Annotated in this window: 18 protein-coding genes; 13 read left to right on the forward strand and 5 right to left on the reverse strand. The window is 69.9% G+C overall.

Annotated elements, in window-relative coordinates; translation table 11 throughout:
• Window positions 1-38 precede the first annotated feature (38 nt).
• The 5 genes from ACVHNB_RS08190 (at window position 39) to mutM (ending at window position 3,967) form a co-directional block, all read left to right on the forward strand.
• Entirely contained in the window at window positions 39-1,109 is a 1,071-nt protein-coding gene (locus tag ACVHNB_RS08190) for an ATP synthase F0 subunit B (RefSeq protein WP_456228853.1), read from the forward strand.
• A 168-nt stretch (window positions 1,110-1,277) separates the two neighbouring features.
• Window positions 1,278-1,922 carry a YceD family protein gene (locus ACVHNB_RS08195; protein WP_428957532.1) on the forward strand — a complete coding sequence of 215 codons (645 nt, stop codon included), beginning with the start codon at window positions 1,278-1,280 and terminating at the stop codon, window positions 1,920-1,922.
• Between the two features lie 2 nt (window positions 1,923-1,924).
• The gene (gene rpmF, locus ACVHNB_RS08200; protein WP_030361955.1) at window positions 1,925-2,098 is read left to right on the forward strand and encodes a 50S ribosomal protein L32; all 174 of its coding nucleotides are present in this window, start codon (window positions 1,925-1,927) and stop codon (window positions 2,096-2,098) included.
• 19 nt (window positions 2,099-2,117) lie between these two features.
• Window positions 2,118-2,906 (forward strand): ribonuclease III, encoded by a 789-nt coding sequence (gene rnc / locus ACVHNB_RS08205; RefSeq protein WP_428952069.1) that lies wholly within the window; start codon window positions 2,118-2,120, stop codon window positions 2,904-2,906.
• 191 nt (window positions 2,907-3,097) lie between these two features.
• Complete coding sequence (gene mutM / locus ACVHNB_RS08210) at window positions 3,098-3,967, forward strand: bifunctional DNA-formamidopyrimidine glycosylase/DNA-(apurinic or apyrimidinic site) lyase (protein ID WP_428952068.1); 870 nt, start codon at window positions 3,098-3,100, stop codon at window positions 3,965-3,967.
• Here mutM and ACVHNB_RS08215 read toward each other — a convergent pair.
• Together ACVHNB_RS08215 and ACVHNB_RS08220 are read right to left on the reverse strand one after the other, a co-directional pair.
• The gene (locus ACVHNB_RS08215) at window positions 3,940-4,320 is read right to left on the reverse strand and encodes a winged helix-turn-helix transcriptional regulator (RefSeq protein WP_428952067.1); all 381 of its coding nucleotides are present in this window, start codon (window positions 4,318-4,320) and stop codon (window positions 3,940-3,942) included. The two genes, mutM and ACVHNB_RS08215, sit on opposite strands and share 28 nt — an antisense overlap.
• An 84-nt stretch (window positions 4,321-4,404) precedes the next feature.
• Complete coding sequence (locus ACVHNB_RS08220) at window positions 4,405-5,514, reverse strand: CAP domain-containing protein (RefSeq protein WP_456228854.1); 1,110 nt, start codon at window positions 5,512-5,514, stop codon at window positions 4,405-4,407.
• Window positions 5,515-5,648: 134 nt separating this feature from the next.
• On the opposite strand from ACVHNB_RS08220, the gene ACVHNB_RS08225 reads away from it, so the two are divergent.
• The 4 genes from ACVHNB_RS08225 to ACVHNB_RS08240 all read left to right on the forward strand — a co-directional run bounded on the left by ACVHNB_RS08225 (window position 5,649) and on the right by ACVHNB_RS08240 (window position 11,932).
• Window positions 5,649-5,930, forward strand: a complete 282-nt coding sequence (locus ACVHNB_RS08225; protein ID WP_428952066.1) for an acylphosphatase — start codon at window positions 5,649-5,651, stop codon at window positions 5,928-5,930.
• A 381-nt stretch (window positions 5,931-6,311) separates the two neighbouring features.
• Window positions 6,312-6,515, forward strand: a complete 204-nt coding sequence (locus tag ACVHNB_RS08230) for a hypothetical protein (RefSeq protein ID WP_428952065.1) — start codon at window positions 6,312-6,314, stop codon at window positions 6,513-6,515.
• A gap of 220 nt (window positions 6,516-6,735) precedes the next feature.
• Window positions 6,736-10,290 carry a chromosome segregation protein SMC gene (gene smc / locus ACVHNB_RS08235; RefSeq protein WP_456227711.1) on the forward strand — a complete coding sequence of 1,185 codons (3,555 nt, stop codon included), beginning with the start codon at window positions 6,736-6,738 and terminating at the stop codon, window positions 10,288-10,290.
• A 217-nt stretch (window positions 10,291-10,507) separates the two neighbouring features.
• Entirely contained in the window at window positions 10,508-11,932 is a 1,425-nt protein-coding gene (locus tag ACVHNB_RS08240) for a sugar porter family MFS transporter (RefSeq protein WP_428952063.1), read from the forward strand.
• An 87-nt stretch (window positions 11,933-12,019) separates the two neighbouring features.
• Here ACVHNB_RS08240 and ACVHNB_RS08245 read toward each other — a convergent pair whose 3' ends face one another.
• Together ACVHNB_RS08245 and ACVHNB_RS08250 are read right to left on the reverse strand one after the other, a co-directional pair.
• The gene (locus tag ACVHNB_RS08245; protein ID WP_456227712.1) at window positions 12,020-12,994 is read right to left on the reverse strand and encodes an LLM class flavin-dependent oxidoreductase; all 975 of its coding nucleotides are present in this window, start codon (window positions 12,992-12,994) and stop codon (window positions 12,020-12,022) included.
• Window positions 12,995-13,051: 57 nt separating this feature from the next.
• Window positions 13,052-14,500, reverse strand: a complete 1,449-nt coding sequence (locus tag ACVHNB_RS08250) for a cytosine permease (protein WP_428952061.1) — start codon at window positions 14,498-14,500, stop codon at window positions 13,052-13,054.
• A gap of 185 nt (window positions 14,501-14,685) precedes the next feature.
• On the opposite strand from ACVHNB_RS08250, the gene ftsY reads away from it, so the two are divergent.
• Window positions 14,686-15,903 (forward strand): signal recognition particle-docking protein FtsY, encoded by a 1,218-nt coding sequence (gene ftsY / locus ACVHNB_RS08255; RefSeq protein ID WP_428952060.1) that lies wholly within the window; start codon window positions 14,686-14,688, stop codon window positions 15,901-15,903.
• Window positions 15,904-16,007: 104 nt separating this feature from the next.
• Here the strand turns inward: ftsY and ACVHNB_RS08260 are convergent, their stop codons facing one another.
• A complete protein-coding gene (locus tag ACVHNB_RS08260; RefSeq protein ID WP_456227713.1) occupies window positions 16,008-16,676 on the reverse strand; it encodes a bifunctional DNA primase/polymerase in 669 nt (222 codons plus the stop codon).
• A gap of 461 nt (window positions 16,677-17,137) precedes the next feature.
• On the opposite strand from ACVHNB_RS08260, the gene nsdA reads away from it, so the two are divergent.
• The 3 genes from nsdA (at window position 17,138) to ACVHNB_RS08275 (ending at window position 20,623) form a co-directional block, all read left to right on the forward strand.
• Window positions 17,138-18,619, forward strand: a complete 1,482-nt coding sequence (nsdA, locus tag ACVHNB_RS08265) for a transcriptional repressor NsdA (RefSeq protein ID WP_428952058.1) — start codon at window positions 17,138-17,140, stop codon at window positions 18,617-18,619.
• Between the two features lie 319 nt (window positions 18,620-18,938).
• Complete coding sequence (locus ACVHNB_RS08270; RefSeq protein ID WP_428952057.1) at window positions 18,939-20,288, forward strand: ammonium transporter; 1,350 nt, start codon at window positions 18,939-18,941, stop codon at window positions 20,286-20,288.
• Window positions 20,285-20,623: a P-II family nitrogen regulator gene (locus ACVHNB_RS08275; protein ID WP_266596273.1), complete on the forward strand. Its 339-nt coding sequence runs from the start codon at window positions 20,285-20,287 to the stop codon at window positions 20,621-20,623. Before ACVHNB_RS08270 ends, ACVHNB_RS08275 begins: the two co-directional genes overlap by 4 nt.
• The last annotated feature ends 21 nt before the right edge of the window (window positions 20,624-20,644 follow it).

Here is a 20,644-nt window from a genome sequence, read left to right on the forward strand (position 1 = left end):
TCACCCCGGTGACAAGACGAGAGAGTGGCGAGCACACGGTGGACGTGCAGAAGAAGCTCGACGAGATCGTCGCCGCGGTCGGCAGTGCCCGATCCATGCCCATGTCGGCCTCGTGCGTGGTCAACCGCGCCGACCTGCTCGCGATGCTCGAAGAGGTGCGCCAGGCGCTGCCCGGCTCCCTCGCCCAGGCCCAGGAGCTGATCGGCGGCCGCGAGCAGATGGTCGAGCAGGCCCGCGCCGAAGCCGAGCGGATCATCGAGACCGCGCACGCCGAGCGCGGCTCCCTGATCTCCGACACCGAGATCGCCCGCCGCTCGCAGAACGAGGCGGAGCGGATCCTCACCGAGGCCCGTCAGGAGGCCGAGGAGGTCCGCGCGGAGGCCGACGAGTACGTCGACTCCAAGCTGGCCAACTTCGAGGTCGTCCTCAACAAGACCCTCGGCTCGGTCGGCCGCGGCCGCGAGAAGCTCCTCGGTACCGGCCCCGGCACGGACGAGCAGGGCTACGAGGACGAGGACGCCCCCGAGCGCAGCCACGACCCCGAGACGCTCCGCCGCGACGCCGACGCCTACGTCGACACGAAGCTGGGCGCCTTCGAGGCGGTCCTCGCCAAGACCCTCGACGCCGTCGGCAAGGGCCGGCAGAAGCTGCACGGGCGCATCGCCAGCGACGACCTGGGCGCGTTGTCGATGGACGGCGACGGCGTTTCCCAGCCGCACACCAGCGACGCCGACTACCTGGCGGGCCTGGCGGAGATCGGCGGCCAGGACCCGGACCCGCGTCCGGAGCCCGCTGCCGCCCCGCAGATCCCGGCCCAGCAGCCGGTCGAGGCGTACGCCCAGCAGCAGGATCCGTACGCGTACCAGCAGCAGTACGGTCAGCAGGATCCGTACGCCGCGTATCAGCAGCAGGACCCGTACGCGTACCAGCAGGCACAGCAGGATCCGTACGCCGCGTATCAGCAGCAGGACCCGTACGCGTACCAGCAGCCGCAGCAGGACCAGCAGGCCCAGGCCGGCGCGCTCGACGAGACCAGCCTCTTCGACACGAGCATGATCAACATGGATCAGGTGCGGGAGTACGAGCGCCAGTACGAGCAGGGCCGCTGACGCCTGCTCGCCGGGGCCGCCCCTGGGGTGGCCGGGACCGGATTGGGCCGAGAGCGAAAGGTCCAGTACCCTGGTTCTTCGGTCGCGCGTACACGTGTGATCCCCAGCTGCCCGGAAGGCTCGCGGCGGCAACCCCATGAGTTTCGAAGATCGAAAGCAGGACCAGCCCTGAGTACCCACCTCGACCACCGCAACCCACTCGTGTTCGATACGCACGAGCTGGGTCGGCGTCCTGGTGCCATGCAGCGGCTGTCCCGCACGATCGACGCTCCCCGGGACTTCGGTATCCAGGGAGTCATCGAGGTGCCGGAAGGCGCCCCGGTGGAGCTCGACCTCCGTCTGGAGTCGGTCATGGAAGGGGTGCTTGTCACAGGCACCGCCCGTGCATCGGCGAAGGGGGAGTGCGTAAGGTGTCTGGAGCCGATCGGCCTCGACGTCGAAGCGGACTTCCAGGAGATGTTCTCGTACCCTGACGCCGACGACCGTGGCCGTGTCCGCACGGAACCGGTCGACGACGCCGAGGAAGACGAGGACAGGCTCTTTCTCGAGGACGGTCTGTTCGACCTCGAGACCGTGCTGCGTGATGCGGTGGTGCTCGCACTGCCGATGCAGCCGGTGTGCCAGGACGACTGCGAGGGACTGTGCTCCGAGTGTGGAGTGCGGCTCGCGGACGAACCGGGACATCATCACGACGCCGTCGACATCCGTTGGGCGGCTTTGCAGGGACTCGCTGGATCCATCCAGGACGGCGAGAAGGACGAGATGAGCGGCGCCGAAGCGGAAGCGGGCGTCGACGAGAAGCAGGAGAAGTAGCCGTGGCTGTTCCGAAGCGGAAGATGTCGCGCAGCAACACGCGCCACCGCCGGTCGCAGTGGAAGGCTGCGGTCCCCACCCTGGTTTCGTGTGAGCGTTGCCAGGAGCCCAAGCTGCAGCACATCGCGTGCCCCGCTTGTGGCACCTACAACAAGCGCCAGGTCCTCGAGGTCTGAGCGGCTGGTGAGAGGCTCTATGTCTGACGCCAAGAAAAAGGCGGACACCACAGCCTCGTCCCACACGCTTCTGGAAGGGCGGCTCGGGTACAAGCTCGAGTCCGCCCTTCTGGTGCGTGCGCTGACGCATCGCTCGTACGCGTACGAGAACGGCGGACTGCCCACGAACGAGCGGTTGGAGTTCCTCGGTGACTCCGTGCTCGGCCTCGTGGTCACCGACACGCTCTACCGCACCCACCCCGACCTGCCCGAAGGCCAGCTGGCCAAGTTGCGGGCCGCGGTGGTCAATTCGCGTGCACTGGCGGAGGTCAGCCGCGGGCTGGACCTGGGCTCCTTCATCCGGCTCGGCCGGGGCGAAGAGGGCACGGGCGGCCGGGACAAGGCGTCCATCCTCGCCGACACCCTCGAAGCGGTGATCGGCGCGGTGTATCTGGACCAGGGACTGGACGCGGCGGGCGAACTCGTCCACCGGCTGTTCGACCCGTTGATCGAGAAGTCCTCGAATCTGGGTGCCGGCCTGGACTGGAAGACCAGTCTCCAGGAGCTCACGGCGACCGAGGGGCTCGGCGTTCCCGAGTACCTGGTCTCCGAGACCGGCCCGGACCACGAGAAGACCTTCACTGCTGCCGCCCGCGTCGGAGGCGTCTCGTACGGCACCGGCACCGGCCGCAGCAAGAAGGAAGCGGAGCAGCAGGCCGCCGAGTCCGCATGGCGTGCGATTCGCGCCGCGGCGGACGAGCGGGCCAAGGCGGCGGCTTCGGCCGCGGCCTCCGAAGGGGCGGCCGCCGACACCGCCCCTGGCGCGTAACCGCTCAGCTTCCTGCGCCCGTCCCCACTGGCTCCGGCCGGTGGGGACGGGCGTTTTTTCGGCGGCCGGCCTCTGGGCGTCGTGCTCCACGTGCGGCTTCATGGGGGCTGGTCGCGCAGTTCCCCGCGCCCCGCCGCGGCGCGATACGCTCCCCGGACCCCATCGCATCCGCCCCCTTACGGAGGACCCCCGTGCCAGAGCTGCCCGAAGTAGAGGTCGTCCGGCGCGGCCTCGCCCGGTGGGTGGCGCACCGCACCGTCGCCGACGCGGAGGTCCTGCACCCGCGCGCCGTACGCCGCCACATCGCGGGCGGCGACGACTTCGCGCACCGCCTCAAGGGGCAGCGGATCGGGGAGCCGAGTCGGCGCGGCAAGTACCTCTGGCTGCCCCTGGAGACGACCCACATGTCGGTGCTCGCGCACCTCGGCATGAGCGGCCAGCTCCTGGTCCAGCCGCACGAGGCCCCGGACGAGAAGCACCTGCGCATCCGCGTCCGCTTCGCCGACGACCTCGGCACCGAACTCCGCTTCGTCGATCAGCGCACCTTCGGCGGGCTGTCGTTGCACGAGACCGCCGAGAACAGTGCGGACGGTCTGCCCGACGTCATCGCGCACATCGCCCGCGACCCCCTGGACCCGCTCTTCGACGACGCGGCCTTCCACGACGCGCTGCGCAGGAAGCGCACCACCATCAAGCGCGCCCTGCTCGACCAGTCGCTCATCAGCGGTGTCGGCAACATCTACGCGGACGAGGCGCTCTGGCGGGCGAAGCTGCACTACGAGCGCCCCACCGCCACGCTGACCCGCCCGCGCACCGCCGAACTCCTGGGCCACGTAAGGGACGTGATGAACGCGGCGCTCGCGGTGGGCGGCACGAGCTTCGACTCCCTCTACGTGAACGTGAACGGGGAGTCGGGCTACTTCGACCGGTCGCTCGACGCCTACGGACGCGAGGGTGAACCCTGCCGGCGGTGTGCCACGCCGATGCGCCGCCGGGCCTGGATGAACCGGTCCAGCTACTACTGCCCGCGCTGTCAGCGCGTCCCGCGCGTCTCGTCGTAACGCTCGCGCGCCACCAGGACGTCGTCCATCCGTCCCTCCACGAAGTGGATGAGGCTCAGCAGCCGGTCGGCCACCTCGCGGCCCAGCGGCGTCAGTTCGTAGTCCACACGCGGCGGATTCGTCGGCTGGGCCTCACGGTGCACCAGACCGTCGCGCTCCAGCGCGTGCAGTGTCTGGGACAGCATCTTCTCGCTCACCCCGTCGACGCGACGGCGCAGCTCGTTGAAGCGGAGCGAGCCCTCGTGCAGCGCCCCGAGGGTGAGCGCGCCCCAGCGGCCGGTGACGTGCTCCAGCGTGCCGCGGGACGGACACGCCTTGGAGAACACGTCGTAGGCGAGGTCGATTGAGTCCATCCTTCGAGCATACTCTCGCGCAGCGCAACCCCATAGGTGGCGCTATCGAAAAGATAGCGCCACCTATAGGTGCTCAAGAAGGGCTCAGAAGCCGAAGTCCTGCGTCCACCAAGGACCGCCGGACCCGAAGTGCACACCCACACCCAGGGTCTTGTAGTCGCAGTTGAGGATGTTCGCCTTGTGGCCGGGACTGTTCATCCAGGCGTCCATCACGGACTGGGCGTTGGCCTGGCCGCGGGCGATGTTCTCGCCGCCGAGGTCCGTGATGCCGGCCTTCTTGGCGCGGTCCCACGGCGTCGCGCCGTCCGGGTCGGTGTGGTCGAAGAAGTTCCGCGCGGCCATGTCCTCGCTGAACGCGGTCGCCAGCGAGGCGAGGCCGCTGTCGGCGGTCACGGGGGAGCAGCCGACCTTGGCCCGCTCCTGGTTGACGAGGGTCAGCACCTGAGCCGCGGCCGCGCTCTCCGACGAGGTGGCGGGTGCCTTCTCAGCGGGCGCCTGCGTCTTCTCGGGAGCCTGGGTGGAAGGGCTCGCGCTCTTCGTCGTGGTGCCGCTGCCGGAACTCTTGGAGCGGGACTCCTGCGGCGTCTTCGAGGGCTCCGCGGACGGCTTGGCCGACGCGGACTTCGAGGGCGACACCGAGGGCGTGGCCCGCTCGGTGTCGCGGCTCGCGGACGACGGGGCGCGATCCTCGACCGCGCCGTCCGTGCCGCCCTGCGCCTCGACGGTGGGGGAGTCGGCGGCCTGCACCTTGTTCCCGCCGTTGTCGCCGCCGAGCTTGTAGTTGTCGGCGCCCGGGATCAGCCCCGACGCCACCGCGACCGCGCCCAGGGCGACGGCGGCGGAGACACCGAGCAGACCGGTGCGGACCGGGACGCCGCCGCGCTTCTTGCGCCGGTGCGACCGACCGCCCTGCTCCTGGCCCGACCCGCCGGCCGAGGATATGGAGCCGTACAGGCCGGTCACGGTCTCGTCGTCGTGCGGGGAGTACGGCGAGTGCCCGAAGGGGGCGCGCGCGTGCCCGGCGGGCCCGGCGGCGTGCTCGTACGGGTACTCGCCGTAGTACGACCCCGCCTGACCTGCGCCGTACGTCTCGCCGTATGCTTCGGCGTGCACGTCCTCGGCGTAGGTCTCCGGGGTATCCGCGGCGCGGCCCGTGGCGGCGCGCCCGGCGGCGGAGCGTCGGTGGCGTCCCATGTCCTGGCCTTCCTCGTCCTCGCGGTCGTCGATGTGACTCACCCGTACGAGTGAGGCTCATCGGTCCGCGACGGTACCCCAAGACGCAAGGGGACGAAGTGCTCCGAGTGCAATTGGCCGGTTAGCGTGCACCCATGAACGAAGACGTACGGCTGACCGCGTGGGTGCGAGGACGCGTCCAACGTGTGGGTTTTCGGTGGTTCACCCGTGCCCGAGCCATGGAGATCGGCGGCCTGAGTGGTTTTGCTCTCAATTTGGACGACGGCCGCGTCCAGGTCGTCGCCGAGGGGTCGCGCGCCGGATGTCAGCAACTGCTCGACTGGCTCCACGGCGACGACACACCCGGCCGCGTCGACGGTGTCACTGAGATCTGGGACACGCCCCGTGGCGGTTACGACGGGTTTGCCATTCGCTGAACCGTCGCCGCAGGCGGGGCCGGGTGCACCCGGGGAAGAGATGCCATGGGCAACTGCTCCCGGCAGAAACGCCCTGGTGGTTGCCAAGGCGGGGCGCTCGTGGGAGGCTCCGGGGTACGGATGATCGCTACGCCCCCAGGGTCCCGAAGGTCAGGCCGCGCCGGACGATTCACGGCGCGAAGCCCCCGGGTTGCCCGCCAATACGGGGCGTGATCGTGTTGACCGTCAAACTTTTTGGTGAGACTCTGGAATCCCCGCGCACCTTAGCTGTTTGGCATGTAAGAACGGCAGCACAACAAGAAGTGCCAAGCACCGCGGGTGCGATTCCCTCACGACCCACCACCGCTTCGGTCGGTCACTCAGTGTGGAGGACCACTCATCATGGCAAAGGCGCTTCTCGGTTACGTCGGCGGCAGCGACCCGCGACTCCTCGCCGAGATGCGACGGCTCCAGCAGCGCGTCCAGGATCTGGAATCCGAGCTCGGCAGGATCCAGGCTGAGAACGACGCGCTCGCGGCTGCCGCTTCTCACGACTCTCTCATCGAGAGCATCGACGTACCCCAGGCGGAGCCTGCGCTCACCTGACCACGCCCAGCGACGCGCGTGAGCAGGCTGCTCGTATCAGCCGCTTGACAGAGATATGCAAGGGACGCTTCGGCGTCCCTTCTTTCTTGCTCCCTGTGCCTCGATCTTCACGCCCCCGCGCACCCAAGCGTTTTCTTAACGTCTGATGTGCCCTGCACTTTCATGAGCGAAACCGCGGGTTCATGGAGTGAGACAGAGGTGCCGGGTAGAGTCCGACGGCGTGCACCTCAAGGCTCTGACCCTGCGCGGGTTCAAATCGTTCGCCTCGGCCACCACGCTGCGGTTCGAGCCGGGCATCACCTGCGTCGTGGGGCCCAACGGCTCGGGCAAGTCCAATGTCGTGGACGCCCTCAGCTGGGTCATGGGCGAGCAGGGCGCCAAGTCGCTGCGCGGCGGCAAGATGGAGGACGTCATCTTCGCCGGCACCACCGGCCGCCCCCCGCTGGGCCGCGCCGAGGTGTCGCTGACCATCGACAACTCCGACGGCGCGCTGCCCATCGAGTACGCCGAGGTCACCATCACGCGGATCATGTTCCGCAACGGCGGCAGCGAGTACCAGATCAACGGCGACACATGCCGCCTCCTCGACATCCAGGACCTGCTGTCCGACTCCGGTATCGGCCGCGAGATGCACGTCATCGTCGGCCAGGGCCAGCTCGACGGCGTGCTGCACGCCGACCCGATGGGCCGCCGCGCCTTCATCGAGGAGGCCGCGGGTGTCCTCAAGCACCGCAAGCGCAAGGAGAAGGCGCTGCGGAAGCTGGACGCGATGCAGGCCAACCTCGCCCGCGTACAGGACCTGACCGACGAACTGCGGCGGCAGCTGAAGCCGCTGGGCCGGCAGGCCGCCGTCGCCCGCAGGGCCGCCGTCATCCAGGCCGACCTGCGCGACACGCGGCTGCGGCTGCTCGCCGACGATCTCGTACGGCTGCGGGAGGCGCTCAGCGCCGAGGTCGCCGACGAGGCCGAGCTGAAGCGGCGCAAGGAAGCCGCCGAGGACGAGCTGAAGAAGGCGCTGCTGCGCGAGGGGCACCTGGAGGACGAGGTGCGGCAGCTGACGCCCCGGCTGCAGCGGGCGCAGCAGAGCTGGTACGAGCTGTCGCAGCTCGCCGAGCGGGTGCGCGGCACGATCTCGCTGGCCGACGCGCGCGTCAAGAGCGCCACCTCCGTCCCGACCGAGGAGCGGCGCGGGCGCGACCCCGAGGACCTGGAGCGCGAGGCCGCCCGGGTGCGGGAGCAGGAGGCCGAGCTGGCGGCGGCGCTCGAGGCGGCGCAGATCGCGCTGGACGAGACCGTCTCCCACCGGGCCGAGCTGGAGCGTGAACTGGCGGTCGAGGAGCGCCGGCTGAAGGACGTCGCCCGCGCCATCGCCGACCGCAGGGAAGGGCTCGCCCGGCTTCAGGGCCAGGTCAACGCGGCCCGCTCCCGGGCCGCTTCCGCGCAGGCCGAGATCGACCGGCTCGCCGTCGCGCGGGACGAGGCGCAGCAGCGGGCCGTCGCCGCGCAGGAGGAGTACGAGCAGCTCAAGGCCGAGGTCGACGGGCTCGACGCCGGGGACGAGGAGCTCGTGACGCAGCTGGAGGCCGCCAAGGCCGCGCTCGCCGGTGCCGAGTCCACGCTCTCCGCGGCCCGTGAGGCGGCCACGTCCGCGGAGCGCAAGCGGGCCGCTGTCGCCGCCCGGCACGAGGCGCTCGCGCTCGGGCTGCGCAGGAAGGACGGTTCGGGCGCGCTGCTCGGAGCGAAGGAACGATTGACCGGGGTGCTCGGGCCCGCCGCCGAGCTGTTGTCGGTGGCGCCGGGGTTCGAGGTGCCGGTGGCGGCGGCGTTCGGCGCGGCGGCCGACGCGATCGCCGTGACCACGCCCGCCTCCGCGGCGGACGCGATTCGCCTGCTGCGCAAGCAGGACGCGGGGCGGGCCGCCCTGCTGCTGGCCGGGGAGGCCGCTGCCGCGCCCGCCGCACAGCCGCCGGGCAGTCCGCCGCACGCCGCCGAGCTCGTCCGCGGTCCCGCCGAGCTGATGCCCGCCGTGCGGCACCTGCTCCGCGACATCGTGGTCGTCGGGACGCTGGAGGACGCCGAGGACCTGGTCTACGCGCGGCCCGAACTGACCGCGGTGACCGCCGAGGGGGACCTGCTCGGGGCGCACTTCGCGCAGGGCGGGTCCGCGGGGGCGCCCAGCCTGCTCGAAGTGCAGGCGTCCGTCGACGAGGCGGCCGCCGAGCTGGAGCACCTGGCGGCACAGTGCGAGGAGCTGGCCGAGGCACAGCACTCGGCGGTCGAGCGGCGCAAGGAGTGCGCCGTGCTCGTCGAGGAGTTGGGGCAGCGGCAGCGGGCCATAGAGCGGGAGCGCTCGGGCCGGGCGCAGCAGCTCGGGCGGCTCGCCGGACAGGCGCGCGGCGCCGCGGGCGAGGCCGAGCGGAGCGCCGCGGCGGCGGCCCAGGCGCAGGACGCGCTGGAGAAGGCCGCCATGGACGCGGAGGAGCTGGCCGAGCGGCTCGCCGTGGCCGAGGAGCAGCCCGCCGACGAGGAGCCGGACACCTCCGCGCGTGACCGGCTCTCGGCGGACGGGGCCAACGCCCGCCAGACGGAGATGGAGGCTCGGCTCCAGGTGCGTACGCACGAGGAGCGGGTGAAGGGGCTCTCGGGGCGGGCCGACTCGCTCGACCGGGCCGCCCGCGCCGAACGCGAGGCACGCGCGCGTGCCGAGCGACAGCGCGCCCGCCTCAAGTACGAGGCCGCCGTCGCCGAGGCCGTGGCGTCCGGTGCGCGGCAGCTGCTCGCGCACGTCGAGGTGTCCGTCACGCGGGCCGACGCGGAGCGGACGCTGGCCGAGCGGGCCAAGGGCGAGCGGGAGCGGGAGCTCGTCGCGGAGCGGGCCCGCGGCCGCGACCTGAAGGCGGAACTCGACAAGCTCACTGATTCGGTCCACCGCGGCGAGGTACTCGGTGCCGAGAAGCGGCTGCGGATCGAGCAGCTGGAGACCAAGGCGCTGGAGGAACTCGGTGTGGAACCGGCCGGGCTTGTCGCGGACTACGGTCCCGACCAGCTCGTGCCGCCCTCGCTCCCCGCCGAGGGTGAGGAACTGCCGGAGGACCCGGAGCACCCGCGCAACAAGCCGCGGCCGTTCGTCCGTTCGGAGCAGGAGAAGCGGCTCAAGTCCGCCGAGCGCGCGTACCAGCAGCTCGGCAAGGTCAATCCGCTGGCCCTGGAGGAGTTCGCGGCGCTGGAAGAGCGCCACAAGTTCCTCAGTGAGCAGCTGGAGGACCTGAAGAAGACCCGGGCCGACCTCCTTCAGGTGGTGAAGGAGGTCGACGAGCGCGTCGAGCAGGTCTTCACCGAGGCGTACCGGGACACGGCGCGCGAGTTCGAGGGCGTCTTCAGCCGGCTGTTCCCGGGCGGCGACGGACGGCTGATCCTGACCGATCCCGACAACATGCTCACGACGGGCGTGGACGTCGAGGCCCGCCCGCCGGGCAAGAAGGTCAAGCGGCTGAGCCTGCTCTCCGGCGGCGAGCGATCGCTGACCGCCGTGGCGCTGCTGGTCTCCATCTTCAAGGCGCGGCCCAGCCCGTTCTACGTGATGGACGAGGTCGAGGCCGCTCTGGACGACACCAATCTGCAGCGTCTCATCCGCATCATGCAGGAGCTGCAGGAGGCCTCGCAGCTCATCGTGATCACGCACCAGAAGCGCACGATGGAGGTCGCCGACGCGCTGTACGGCGTCTCCATGCAGGGCGACGGCGTGTCGAAGGTGATCAGCCAGCGGCTGCGCTAGTCGAGTCCGGCTCCCTAGCAGTCTTCAAGTCTTGAATTCAAGGCGACACTCCTGTGCCCAAAAACTCACAGCAGTTGAACTATTGACTTCGAAACTTGAAGGCATAGTCTCTGCAACGTTGCTTTTACCTTCAGGTGGTGGGCGGCGCGATGTTGTGCGCCACTGGAAGGGCTCGCCCCCACCCCCGGCAGCGAAGCCGGTGGCCCGAGGAGTACACGTGACCAGCACTTCGGCACCTCAATCAGGAGCCCGGGAAGCCCAGCCCGATCACCTCGGGCACGTCATCTTCATCACGGCGGCGGCCGCGATGGGTGGCTTCCTGTTCGGCTACGACAGCTCTGTGATCAATGGCGCGACCGTCGCCATCCAACACAAGTTCGACGTGAACGCCGATGTGCTCGGCTGGATCATCGCGTCCGCGCTGCTCGGCTGCGCGGTCGGCGCGGCGATCGCGGGCCGGATCGCCGACCGCATCGGGCGTATCCGCTGTATGCAGATCGCCGCCTGCCTCTTCGCGATCAGCGCCGTCGGCTCGGCCCTGCCGTTCGCGGCCTGGGACCTGACGATGTGGCGTGTCATCGGCGGCATCGGCATCGGTATGGCGTCCGTGATCGGCCCCGCCTACATCGCCGAGGTGGCCCCGCCCGCGTACCGCGGCCGGCTCGCCTCGTTCCAGCAGGCCGCCATCGTCATCGGCATCGCCGTCTCCCAGCTCGTCAACTGGGGCATCCTGAACATGGCCGACGGCGACCAGCGCGGCAAGCTCGCCGGTCTCGAGGCCTGGCAGTGGATGCTCGGTGTCATGGTCATCCCGGCCCTCCTCTACGGGCTGCTCTCCTTCGCGATCCCCGAGTCGCCGCGCTTCCTGATCTCCGCCGGCCGCGAGGAGCAGGCCCAGAAGGTCCTGACCGAGGTCGAGGGCACCGGCATCGACGTCCACGCGCGCGTGGCGGAGATCAAGGCCGGCATGCGCAGCGAGCACAAGTCGACGTTCAAGGACCTGCTCGGCGGCAAGTTCGGCTTCCTGCCGATCGTCTGGATCGGCATCTTCCTGTCGATCTTCCAGCAGCTCGTCGGCATCAACGTGATCTTCTACTACTCGAACCAGCTGTGGCAGTCGATCGGCAAGGACCCGTCCAGCTCGTTCCTGTACTCGTTCGAGACGTCGATCGTGAACATCATCGGTACCGTCATCGCGATGATCTTCGTCGACCGCATCGGCCGCAAGCCGCTCGCGATCATCGGCTCCGCCGGTATGGCGATCGCCCTGTTCACCTGTGCCTGGGCCTTCTCGTACCGGACCGGCTCCGGCGACAACGTCTCGCTGCCGAACGCGCAGGGCCTGACCGCGATCATCGCGGCCAACGCCTTCGTCCTCTTCTTCGCCCTCTCCTGGGGCGTGGTGGTCTGGGTGCTGCTCGGCGAGATCTTCCCGGGCCGGATCCGCGCCGCGGCGCTCGGTGTGGCGGCCTCGGCCCAGTGGCTGGCCAACTTCGCCATCACCAAGACCTTCCCGAGCATGTCCGAGTGGAGCCTGACCGGCTCGTACATCATCTACGGCGCCTTCGCCACGATCTCCATCCCGTTCGTGATGAAGTTCGTGAAGGAGACCAAGGGCAAGGCCCTGGAGGAGATGGGCTGACGCCCGCTCCTTCCCCGAAAGACCCGGGGAGATGGGTCAAGTCCCCGCTGCCATCTCCCCGCTGCCGTCACCGCCCCGGCTCAGGACCTACGCGTCCTTGAGCCGGGGCAGTACGTTTTCGCAGAACAGCTGCAGGCTGCGCCGGCCCTCGTCGAGCGGCATGCCGCCCGACAGCGGGTGCAGTACGTAGTTGTCGAGGCCCTGCGTCAGGCACTCGTCGGGCGTGAGGATCCGGTACACGCCCTCGGCGCGCAGTTCCTCGACGCTCGACGCGGCCGACTTCACCGCCGACTTGATGTCCCCCGACTGCCAGGACGCGTACGTCCGCGCCTCGTGCAGGAAGTGCGTGCCGTACTCGGCCCAGGTGCGGTCCGGGTCCTCGGACAGGTGCAGCAGCGGCGTGGTCCTCGCGGGCATCATGGTCCAGCCCTCGGTGCCGTACTCGGCGAGCCGCTCCTTGTAGTACGCGTCCAGCTCCGGCAGATGCGCGCTCGGGAAGAACGGCAGGCCGAGCCGGGCCGCCCGGCGCGCGGCCGCCTGCGAGGAGCCGCCGACCAGGAGCAGCGGGTGCGGCTGGGTGAACGGGCGCGGGGTGACGCGGACCCGGCGCCCGCGGAAGCTGAACTCCTCACCCGACCAGGCCTTCAGCAGCGTGTCGAGCAGCTCGTCCTGGAGCTTGCCGCGCCGCTTCCACTCCACGTCGAACTGCGCGTACTCCTCCGGCCGGTAGCCGATGCCGGCCACCGTCACCAGACGGCCGCCGCTCAGCAGATCCAGTACGGCGATGTCCTCGGCGAGGCGGAGCGGATCGTGCAGCGGGCCGATGATCGCGGAGACCGTGACCGCGATGCGGCGCGTGGCGCCGAGGACGGCGCCCGCGAAGGTGAACGGCGAGGGCAGCCAGTTGTTGGCGACGCCGTGGTGCTCCTCCGTCTGCACCGTGTCGACGCCCCGGTCGTCGGCGTAGACCGCCATCTCCACCGCCGCCCGGTAGCGGGCGCTCAGTGACTCGGGCGTACCGGCCGGGTCGACCAGATTGAACCGTACGACGGACACGGGCATACGACCGTCCCCCTTCACGCGGGCTTCGTGTGAAGGGGGACGGTAGCTGACGGGGCGTCAGACAGCCAGGGTCGTGGACTCCTCGACGGCGTCGTCCGGCGCCGTGGTGGTGTCCGCAGGCTTCGGCAGCGCGAGGTACAGCAGGCCCGAGACGACGATCGTGACGACCCAGCCGAGGCCGTACTCGCCGAGGAAGTTGTTCGTGGCGAGCGGGCCGGTGAACCAGTCCGAGGACGTGAACATCAGGCCCGCCACCAGACCGACCGCCCAGGCGATGACGGCCGCGGGGGAGAAGCCGCCCTTGTACCAGTAGGCGCTGGTGCGGGTGGTGTCGATCAGGGCCGCGGCGTCGTAGTGCTTGCGCGTGAACATGTCCGCGCCGAAGACGCCGACCCAGGCGGAGAAGGCGACCGCGAGCAGCGACAGGAAGGCGATGAACGAGCCCATGAAGCTGGTCGCGACCAGCATCAGGATGCCGCCGAAGACCAGCGAGATCACCGCGTTGACCGAGACGGCCCAGTGGCGCGGGACCTTGAAGCCGAGGGTCTGCGCGGTGAAGCCGGCCGAGTACATCGACATGGCGTTGATCAGCAGCATGCCGACCAGGGCGATCAGCAGGTACGGCACCGCGATCCACATCGGCAGGATCTCGCCGAGGAAGGAGACCGGGTCGGCGGCCGAGGCCAGGTCCGGGGTCGAGACCGCCATCACGGCGCCCATCAGGACCATGGGCAGGACGACGATGCCGGCGCCGCCGATCGAGTTGCGCACGATCGCCCCGGAGGAGGCGGTGCGCGGCAGGTAGCGCGTGAAGTCGGGGGAGGACGGGATCCAGCTGACGCCGCCCGCGGCGATCATGCCGATGCCCGCGACCATCAGCGACATCTTGCCCGCGGGCCGGTCGAAGACCTCCGACCAGTCGGTGTCGATGATCAGGTAGACGAGCACCAGGGCCGTGAAGAGGCCGAAGAGATACGTCGCGTACTTGTTGCACTTCTGCACGGCGTTGATGCCGAGCCCCGAGATCGCGAACGTGGCGACCACGAAGCAGAGCAGCGTGACGATCACCAGGAAGTCGTTCTGCTGGACCCCGAACAGGATGTCCAGGACGGTCAGTACGGCGTACGCACCCGTCACCGCGTTGATCGTCTCCCAGCCCCAGCGCGCGACCCAGATCAGCGAACCGGGCAGCAGATTGCCGCGCTGCCCGAAGACCGCGCGGGACAGGGCCATGCCGGGGGCGCCGCCGCGCTTGCCCGCGATACCGATCAGACCGACGAGGCCGTACGACACGACGGGCGCCGCGACCGCGACGACGAGGGCCTGCCAGAAGTTGAGCTTGTACGCCACGACGAGGCTCGCGCCCATCGTGAGCAGCAGCACGCTGATGTTCGCCGCGACCCAGGTCGGGAACAGCTCCCGGGTCTTGGCGGTGCGCTCGGCGTCGGGGACGGGCTCGATGCCGCGCGTCTCCAGGGTGCCTTCGGACTCGGCGGTCTTGCTCATGCGGTGGGGTTCCGTGCCTCTGTGGGGTGGGGCGGGCGAGGGGGGATGCGCTGGACTCTACGCGCGTTGACGCACTCTCTTCCATCGTACTTTAGTCCGAGTAATGCCCTCCAGAGACGTTTGTCCTTTGGAGGAATGTACGACTACGGCCCTGCCGGAGCCTCATGGCTGATACTGGACGGGTTATGGAAATCGTCATCCTTGCTGTAGTCATCGCCGTGGTCGTGATCGGCGCGCTCGGCGGGCTCGTGGTCGGCAGCCGCAAGAAGAAGCAGCTGCCGCCTGCGCCGCCCTCGGCGCCCGACATCACCGCCGCCCCGCCCGCCGAGCCGCACGTCGGCGACGAGGCCGAGACGCCGCGCGACGAAGCGCGGCGCACGATCGAGGAGGTCGACCTCCCGGTCGCCGAGCCGGTCGAGGAGGTCACCGAGGAGGAGCCGCCGGCGCCGGCGGCTCCCGAGATCGAGGTGCCGGAGCCGACCGCGGGCCGCCTGGTGCGGCTGCGCGCCCGGCTGTCCCGGTCGCAGAACGCGCTCGGCAAGGGGCTGCTCACGCTGCTGTCCCGCGAGCACCTCGACGAGGACACCTGGGAGGAGATCGAGGACACGCTGCTCACCGCCGATGTCGGTGTGCAGCCCACGCAGGAGCTCGTGGAGAACCTGCGCGAGCGCGTGAAGGTGCTGGGCACGCGCACCCCGGACGAGCTGCGCGGCCTGCTGCGCGAGGAACTGCTGAAGCTGCTCGTCCCCGAGTTCGACCGCTCCGTGAAGACGGACGGGAACGTCGACGGGGCCACGCCGGGCATCGTGATGGTCGTCGGCGTCAACGGCACCGGCAAGACCACCACGACCGGCAAGCTCGCGCGCGTGCTCGTCGCCGACGGCAAGAACGTCGTGCTGGGGGCTGCAGATACGTTCCGCGCGGCCGCCGCCGATCAGCTGCAGACCTGGGGTGAGCGGGTCGGTGCGCGCACCGTGCGCGGGCCCGAGGGCGGCGACCCGGCGTCCATCGCCTTCGACGCCGTCAAGGAAGGCATCGAGGCGGGCGCGGACGTCGTGCTCATCGACACCGCCGGCCGGCTGCACACCAAGACCGGCCTGATGGACGAACTCGGCAAGGTCAAGCGCGTCGTGGAGAAGCACGCGCCGCTCGACGAGGTGCTCCTGGTGCTCGACGCCACGACCGGGCAGAACGGCCTGGTGCAGGCCCGGGTGTTCGCCGAGGTCGTCGACATCACCGGCATCGTGCTGACCAAGCTGGACGGCACGGCCAAGGGCGGCATCGTCGTGGCCGTGCAGCGCGAACTCGGTGTGCCCGTGAAGCTGGTCGGTCTCGGTGAGGGGCCGGACGATCTGGCGCCGTTCGAGCCCGAGGCGTTCGTGGACGCGCTGATCGGCGAGTAGTCGCTCCCCGCGGCGCGGGTTCACGCGCCGCGGGGGCTGTGTTCGTGGGGAACTGCGGGGCCGTTGTGGCCGTGCGCAGTTCCCCACAACCGTTTCGGGGCGCCTTACGCGCAGGGCGACCGATGCGCCACGTAGGCCAGCGTCCCGAGGAGCAGCCGCGCCTGCGGCGGTTGCGTCGCGGTGTCCAGGGACGGGGCCCGCAGCCAGGTGGCCGGGCCGAGGCCCGAGCGGTCCGAGGGCGGGGCCGTGATGTACGCGCCCGGGCCCAGGGCGTGCAGGTCGAGGGTCGCGTCGTCCCAGCCCGTGCGGTAGAGCAGGGCCGGGAGTTCGGCCGCGGCGCCCGGTGCCACGAAGAAGTGGGCGCGGCCCTCGGGGGTGGCGATCACCGGACCGAGGGGGAGACCCATCCGCTCCAGGCGGATCAGGGCACGGCGCCCCGCCGCCTCCGGGACGTCGATGATGTCGAAGGCGCGGCCGACCGGAAGCAGGACCGAGGCGCCGGGGAACCGGCCCCAGGAGTCCGTCACTTCATCGAGGGTGGCGCCGGCCGGCACGACCACCGAGGGGTCGAGCGGGTGGGCGCCCGGAGCCGGGCAGTCCGGCCTGCCGCAGGAGCACTCGGATCCCGCGGCGCGCGCGCCCGGCACCACGTCCCAGCCCCACAGCCCGGTGAACTCCGCCACCGTGGTGCAGTCCGAAGCGCGGCCGGACGTGCGGCCACGGCGACGTGAGCCGGAGCGCATGTCGCGGATGCCGCCGATCGTGAAGCCCATGCCCCCTCCAACGGGTCCTGCGCGCCGGTGGTTACGAGGCGGGATCGGATCGTGACCCAGTGTGCCTGCCGCCCTGGTCGAGACGGCGCCGAGTCGCGTCCGGGGTGGTGCGCCCGGTGTCGCGCGCCTCGGCGTGCACCGCTTCGCCTACTTCCGGCTGTCCTATGTCAAGTGAATCGTGTGTGGCCGTCCCTGAGTTCATTCGAAGGGGTGGCGAATGGTGGCGTTTCCAGGTTCGCCCTCGCCGGAGGGGTGATCGTAGGATTACTTTCAGTGCACAAGCCGTGAGGGTAAGTGCACCCGTGGGTATGCCGCAGGCAAGTCGGTTTCCTGTTCGAGGAGTGACAACCGCCGGACGGGAGCCTGTAGTTGACGGCATCCTGATAGGGCTTGCGGACAAGAGTGGCCGACAGGTCTTGACGTTGAGCGTCTTGGATGAGTTCAGGGATGGGGGCGTTCCAGTGGGCGGCAGCGGCGGAAGCGTGACGAACGCTGAGAAGCGCCCGAACGAGCTGCTCGGTTCGTGGTTCGTGCGCAGCGGCTGGTCGAAGGGCGAGCTGGCGCGCCAAGTGAACCGGCGGGCACGGCAGTTGGGTGCGAACCACATCTCCACCGACACCTCGCGTGTACGGCGTTGGCTCGACGGGGAGAACCCGCGCGAGCCGATCCCGCGCATCCTCAGCGAGTTGTTCTCCGAGCGGTTCGGCTGTGTGGTCGCCGTCGAGGACCTCGGACTGCGGGCCGCGCACCAGGCGCCCTCCGTGTCCGGTGTCGACCTGCCCTGGACGGGGCCGCAGACCGTCGCGCTCATCGGCGAGTTCTCGCGCAGCGACCTGATGCTCGCGCGCCGCGGCTTCCTCGGCAGTTCGCTCGCGCTCGCCGCCGGGCCCTCGCTCATCGAGCCCATGCAGCGCTGGCTGGTGCCCAGCCCCGGCGGCGCGGCATCCCGGCCCGAGCCCGAGGCGTCGGCCCAGCGCCGTGGGAACCGGCTGTCCAAGCCGGAGCTCGACCTGCTGGAGTCCACCACCGTCATGTTCCGCCAGTGGGACGCCCAGTGCGGTGGAGGCCTGCGCCGCAAGGCGGTTGTAGGACAACTGCACGAGGTCACCGACCTCCTTCAGGAACAGCAGCCCGAGGCGACCATGAAGCGCCTGTTCAAGGTCGCGGCCGAACTCGCGGAGCTGGCCGGGTGGATGAGCTATGACGTGGGCCTGCAGCCCACCGCCCAGAAGTACTTCGTCCTCGCCCTGCACGCCGCCAAGGAGGCGGGCGACAAGCCGCTGGGCTCGTACGTCCTGAGCAGCATGAGCCGCCAGATGATCCACCTCGGCCGCCCCGAGGACGCCCTGGAGCTCATCCATCTCGCCCAGTACGGCAGTCGCGACTGCGCCAGCCCGCGCACCCAGTCCATGCTGTATGCGATGGAGGCCCGCGCGTACGCGAACATGGGGCAGCCCGGCAAGTGCAAGCGCGCCGTGCGCATGGCCGAGGACACCTTCACCGACGCCGACGACTGGGACGACCCGGACCCCGACTGGATCCGCTTCTTCTCCGAGGCCGAACTGCACGGGGAGAACAGCCACTCGTTCCGTGATCTCGCCTACGTCGCCGGCCGCAGCCCCACCTACGCGTCGATGGCCGAACCGCTGATGCAGCGGGCCGTCGAGCTGTTCGGGAAGGACGCCGAGCACCAGCGCTCGTACGCACTCAACTTGATCGGCATGGCCACGGTGCACCTGATCCAGAAGGAGCCCGAGCAGTCCACCGTCATGGCGGAGCAGGCGCTGGGGATCGCCAGAAAGGTGCGCTCCGAGCGGGTCAACACCCGCATCCGCAAGACCGTGGACACCGCGGTGCGCGACTACGGAGACGTCGCCGAGGTCATCCAGCTGACCGATCAGCTGGCCCTCCAGCTGCCCGAGACCGCGGAAGCGGCGGTCTGACACCCCCAGAAACTCCGGCCGCGGCCGACCGTCCCGAAACAGCCCGACTCGGCTCCCCCATGCCAGGTCATCGAGGACGGACGGCCGCGGCCGGTCTGTCGTGGCGACGCTTGGTTGCGTCACGATAACGATCGACACAGCCGCCATCCGGCATTTCATGCACGCGTAACACCCATGACCTCTTCGTCACTGCGGCGAAACATCGAGGGGCGTCCACGGAAACCGCGCTGGGCCAAAGTCTGGCGCATAACCGGCCCACCCCTCATGACCGCTTCAGGCTTCGCCCGCACGGGGCCGTACCAACGACGAGGAGACGCCGATGGCACCTGCCGCCATCACGCTCGCCGCAGAGGCGCCCAAGCTCTCTGCCGCGAACACAGGCTTCATGCTGATCTGTTCCGCTCTGGTGATGCTCATGACGCCGGGCCTGGCCTTCTTCTACGGAGGCATGGTCCGCGTCAAGAGCACCCTGAACATGCTGATGATGAGCTTCATCAGCCTCGGGATCATCACGATCCTCTGGGTGCTGTACGGCTTCTCCGTCGCGTTCGGCACGGACAAGGGGTCGCTCTTCGGCTGGGACGGCGACTACGTCGGCCTCAGCGGGATCGGACTGACCCAGCTCTGGGACGGCTACACCATCCCGATCTACGTCTTCGCCGTCTTCCAGCTGATGTTCGCCATCATCACGCCCGCCCTCATAAGCGGTGCCCTCGCGGACCGCGTGAAGTTCACGGCGTGGGCCCTGTTCATCGCCCTGTGGGCCACGATCGTCTACTTCCCGGTCGCGCACTGGGTGTGGGGGACCGGCGGCTGGGCCTTCGACCTCGGCGTCATCGACTTCGCCGGTGGCACGGCCGTCCACATCAACGCAGGTGCCGCAGCGCTCGGCGTGATCCTCGTCATCGGCAAGCGCGTCGGCTTCAAGAAGGACCCGATGCGGCCGCACTCGCTGCCGTGGACGATGCTCGGCGCCGGTCTGCTGTGGTTCGGCTGGTTCGGCTTCAACGCCGGCTCGTGGCTCGGCAACGACGACGGCGTCGGCGCGCTGATGTTCGTCAACACGCAGGTCGCCACCGCCGCCGCGATGCTCGCCTGGCTCATCTACGAGAAGCTCCGCCACGGCGCGTTCACCTCCCTCGGCGCCGCCTCCGGCGCTGTCGCCGGCCTCGTCGCGATCACCCCCTCCGGTGGTGCCGTCTCGCCGCTCGGCGCGATCGCCGTCGGCGCCATCGCCGGTGTGCTGTGCGCCATGGCCGTGGGCCTCAAGTACAAGTTCGGCTACGACGACTCCCTCGACGTCGTCGGCGTCCACCTGGTCGGCGGCATCGTCGGCTCCCTGCTCATCGGCTTCTTCGCCACCGGCGGCGGCCAGTCCGACGTGGCCGGCCTCTTCTACGGCGGCGGCCTCACCCAGTTCTGGAAGCAGTGCGCCGGTGTCGGCGGTGTCCTCGCCTACTCGCTCATCGCCTCCGCGATCCTCGCCTTCCTCATCGACAAGACCATCGGCATGCGGGTCAGCGAGGACGACGAGGTCGCCGGCATCGACCAGGTCGAGCACGCCGAGACCGCGTACGACTTCAGCGGCGCGGGCGGTGGCACCGCGGCCCGCACGGCCGTGCCCTCGCCGGTCGCCGCTCCCCAGGACACGAAGAAGGTGGACGCATGAAGCTCATCACCGCGGTCGTCAAGCCGCACCGGCTCGACGAGATCAAGGAAGCCCTCCAGGCCTTCGGCGTCCAGGGCCTGACCGTGACGGAGGCCAGCGGCTACGGCCGCCAGCGCGGCCACACCGAGGTCTACCGTGGTGCCGAGTACACCGTCGACCTGGTGCCCAAGATCCGCATCGAGGTGCTGGTCGAGGACGACGACGCCGATCAGCTGGTCGATGTCGTGGTGAAGGCCGCACGAACCGGCAAGATCGGTGACGGCAAGGTCTGGGCGGTCCCCGTCGAGACGGCCGTGCGGGTCCGGACCGGCGAGCGCGGACCGGACGCGCTGTAACCGATTCGACGGACGGAACGG

The organism is Streptomyces sp. YJ-C3, from assembly GCF_053891275.1.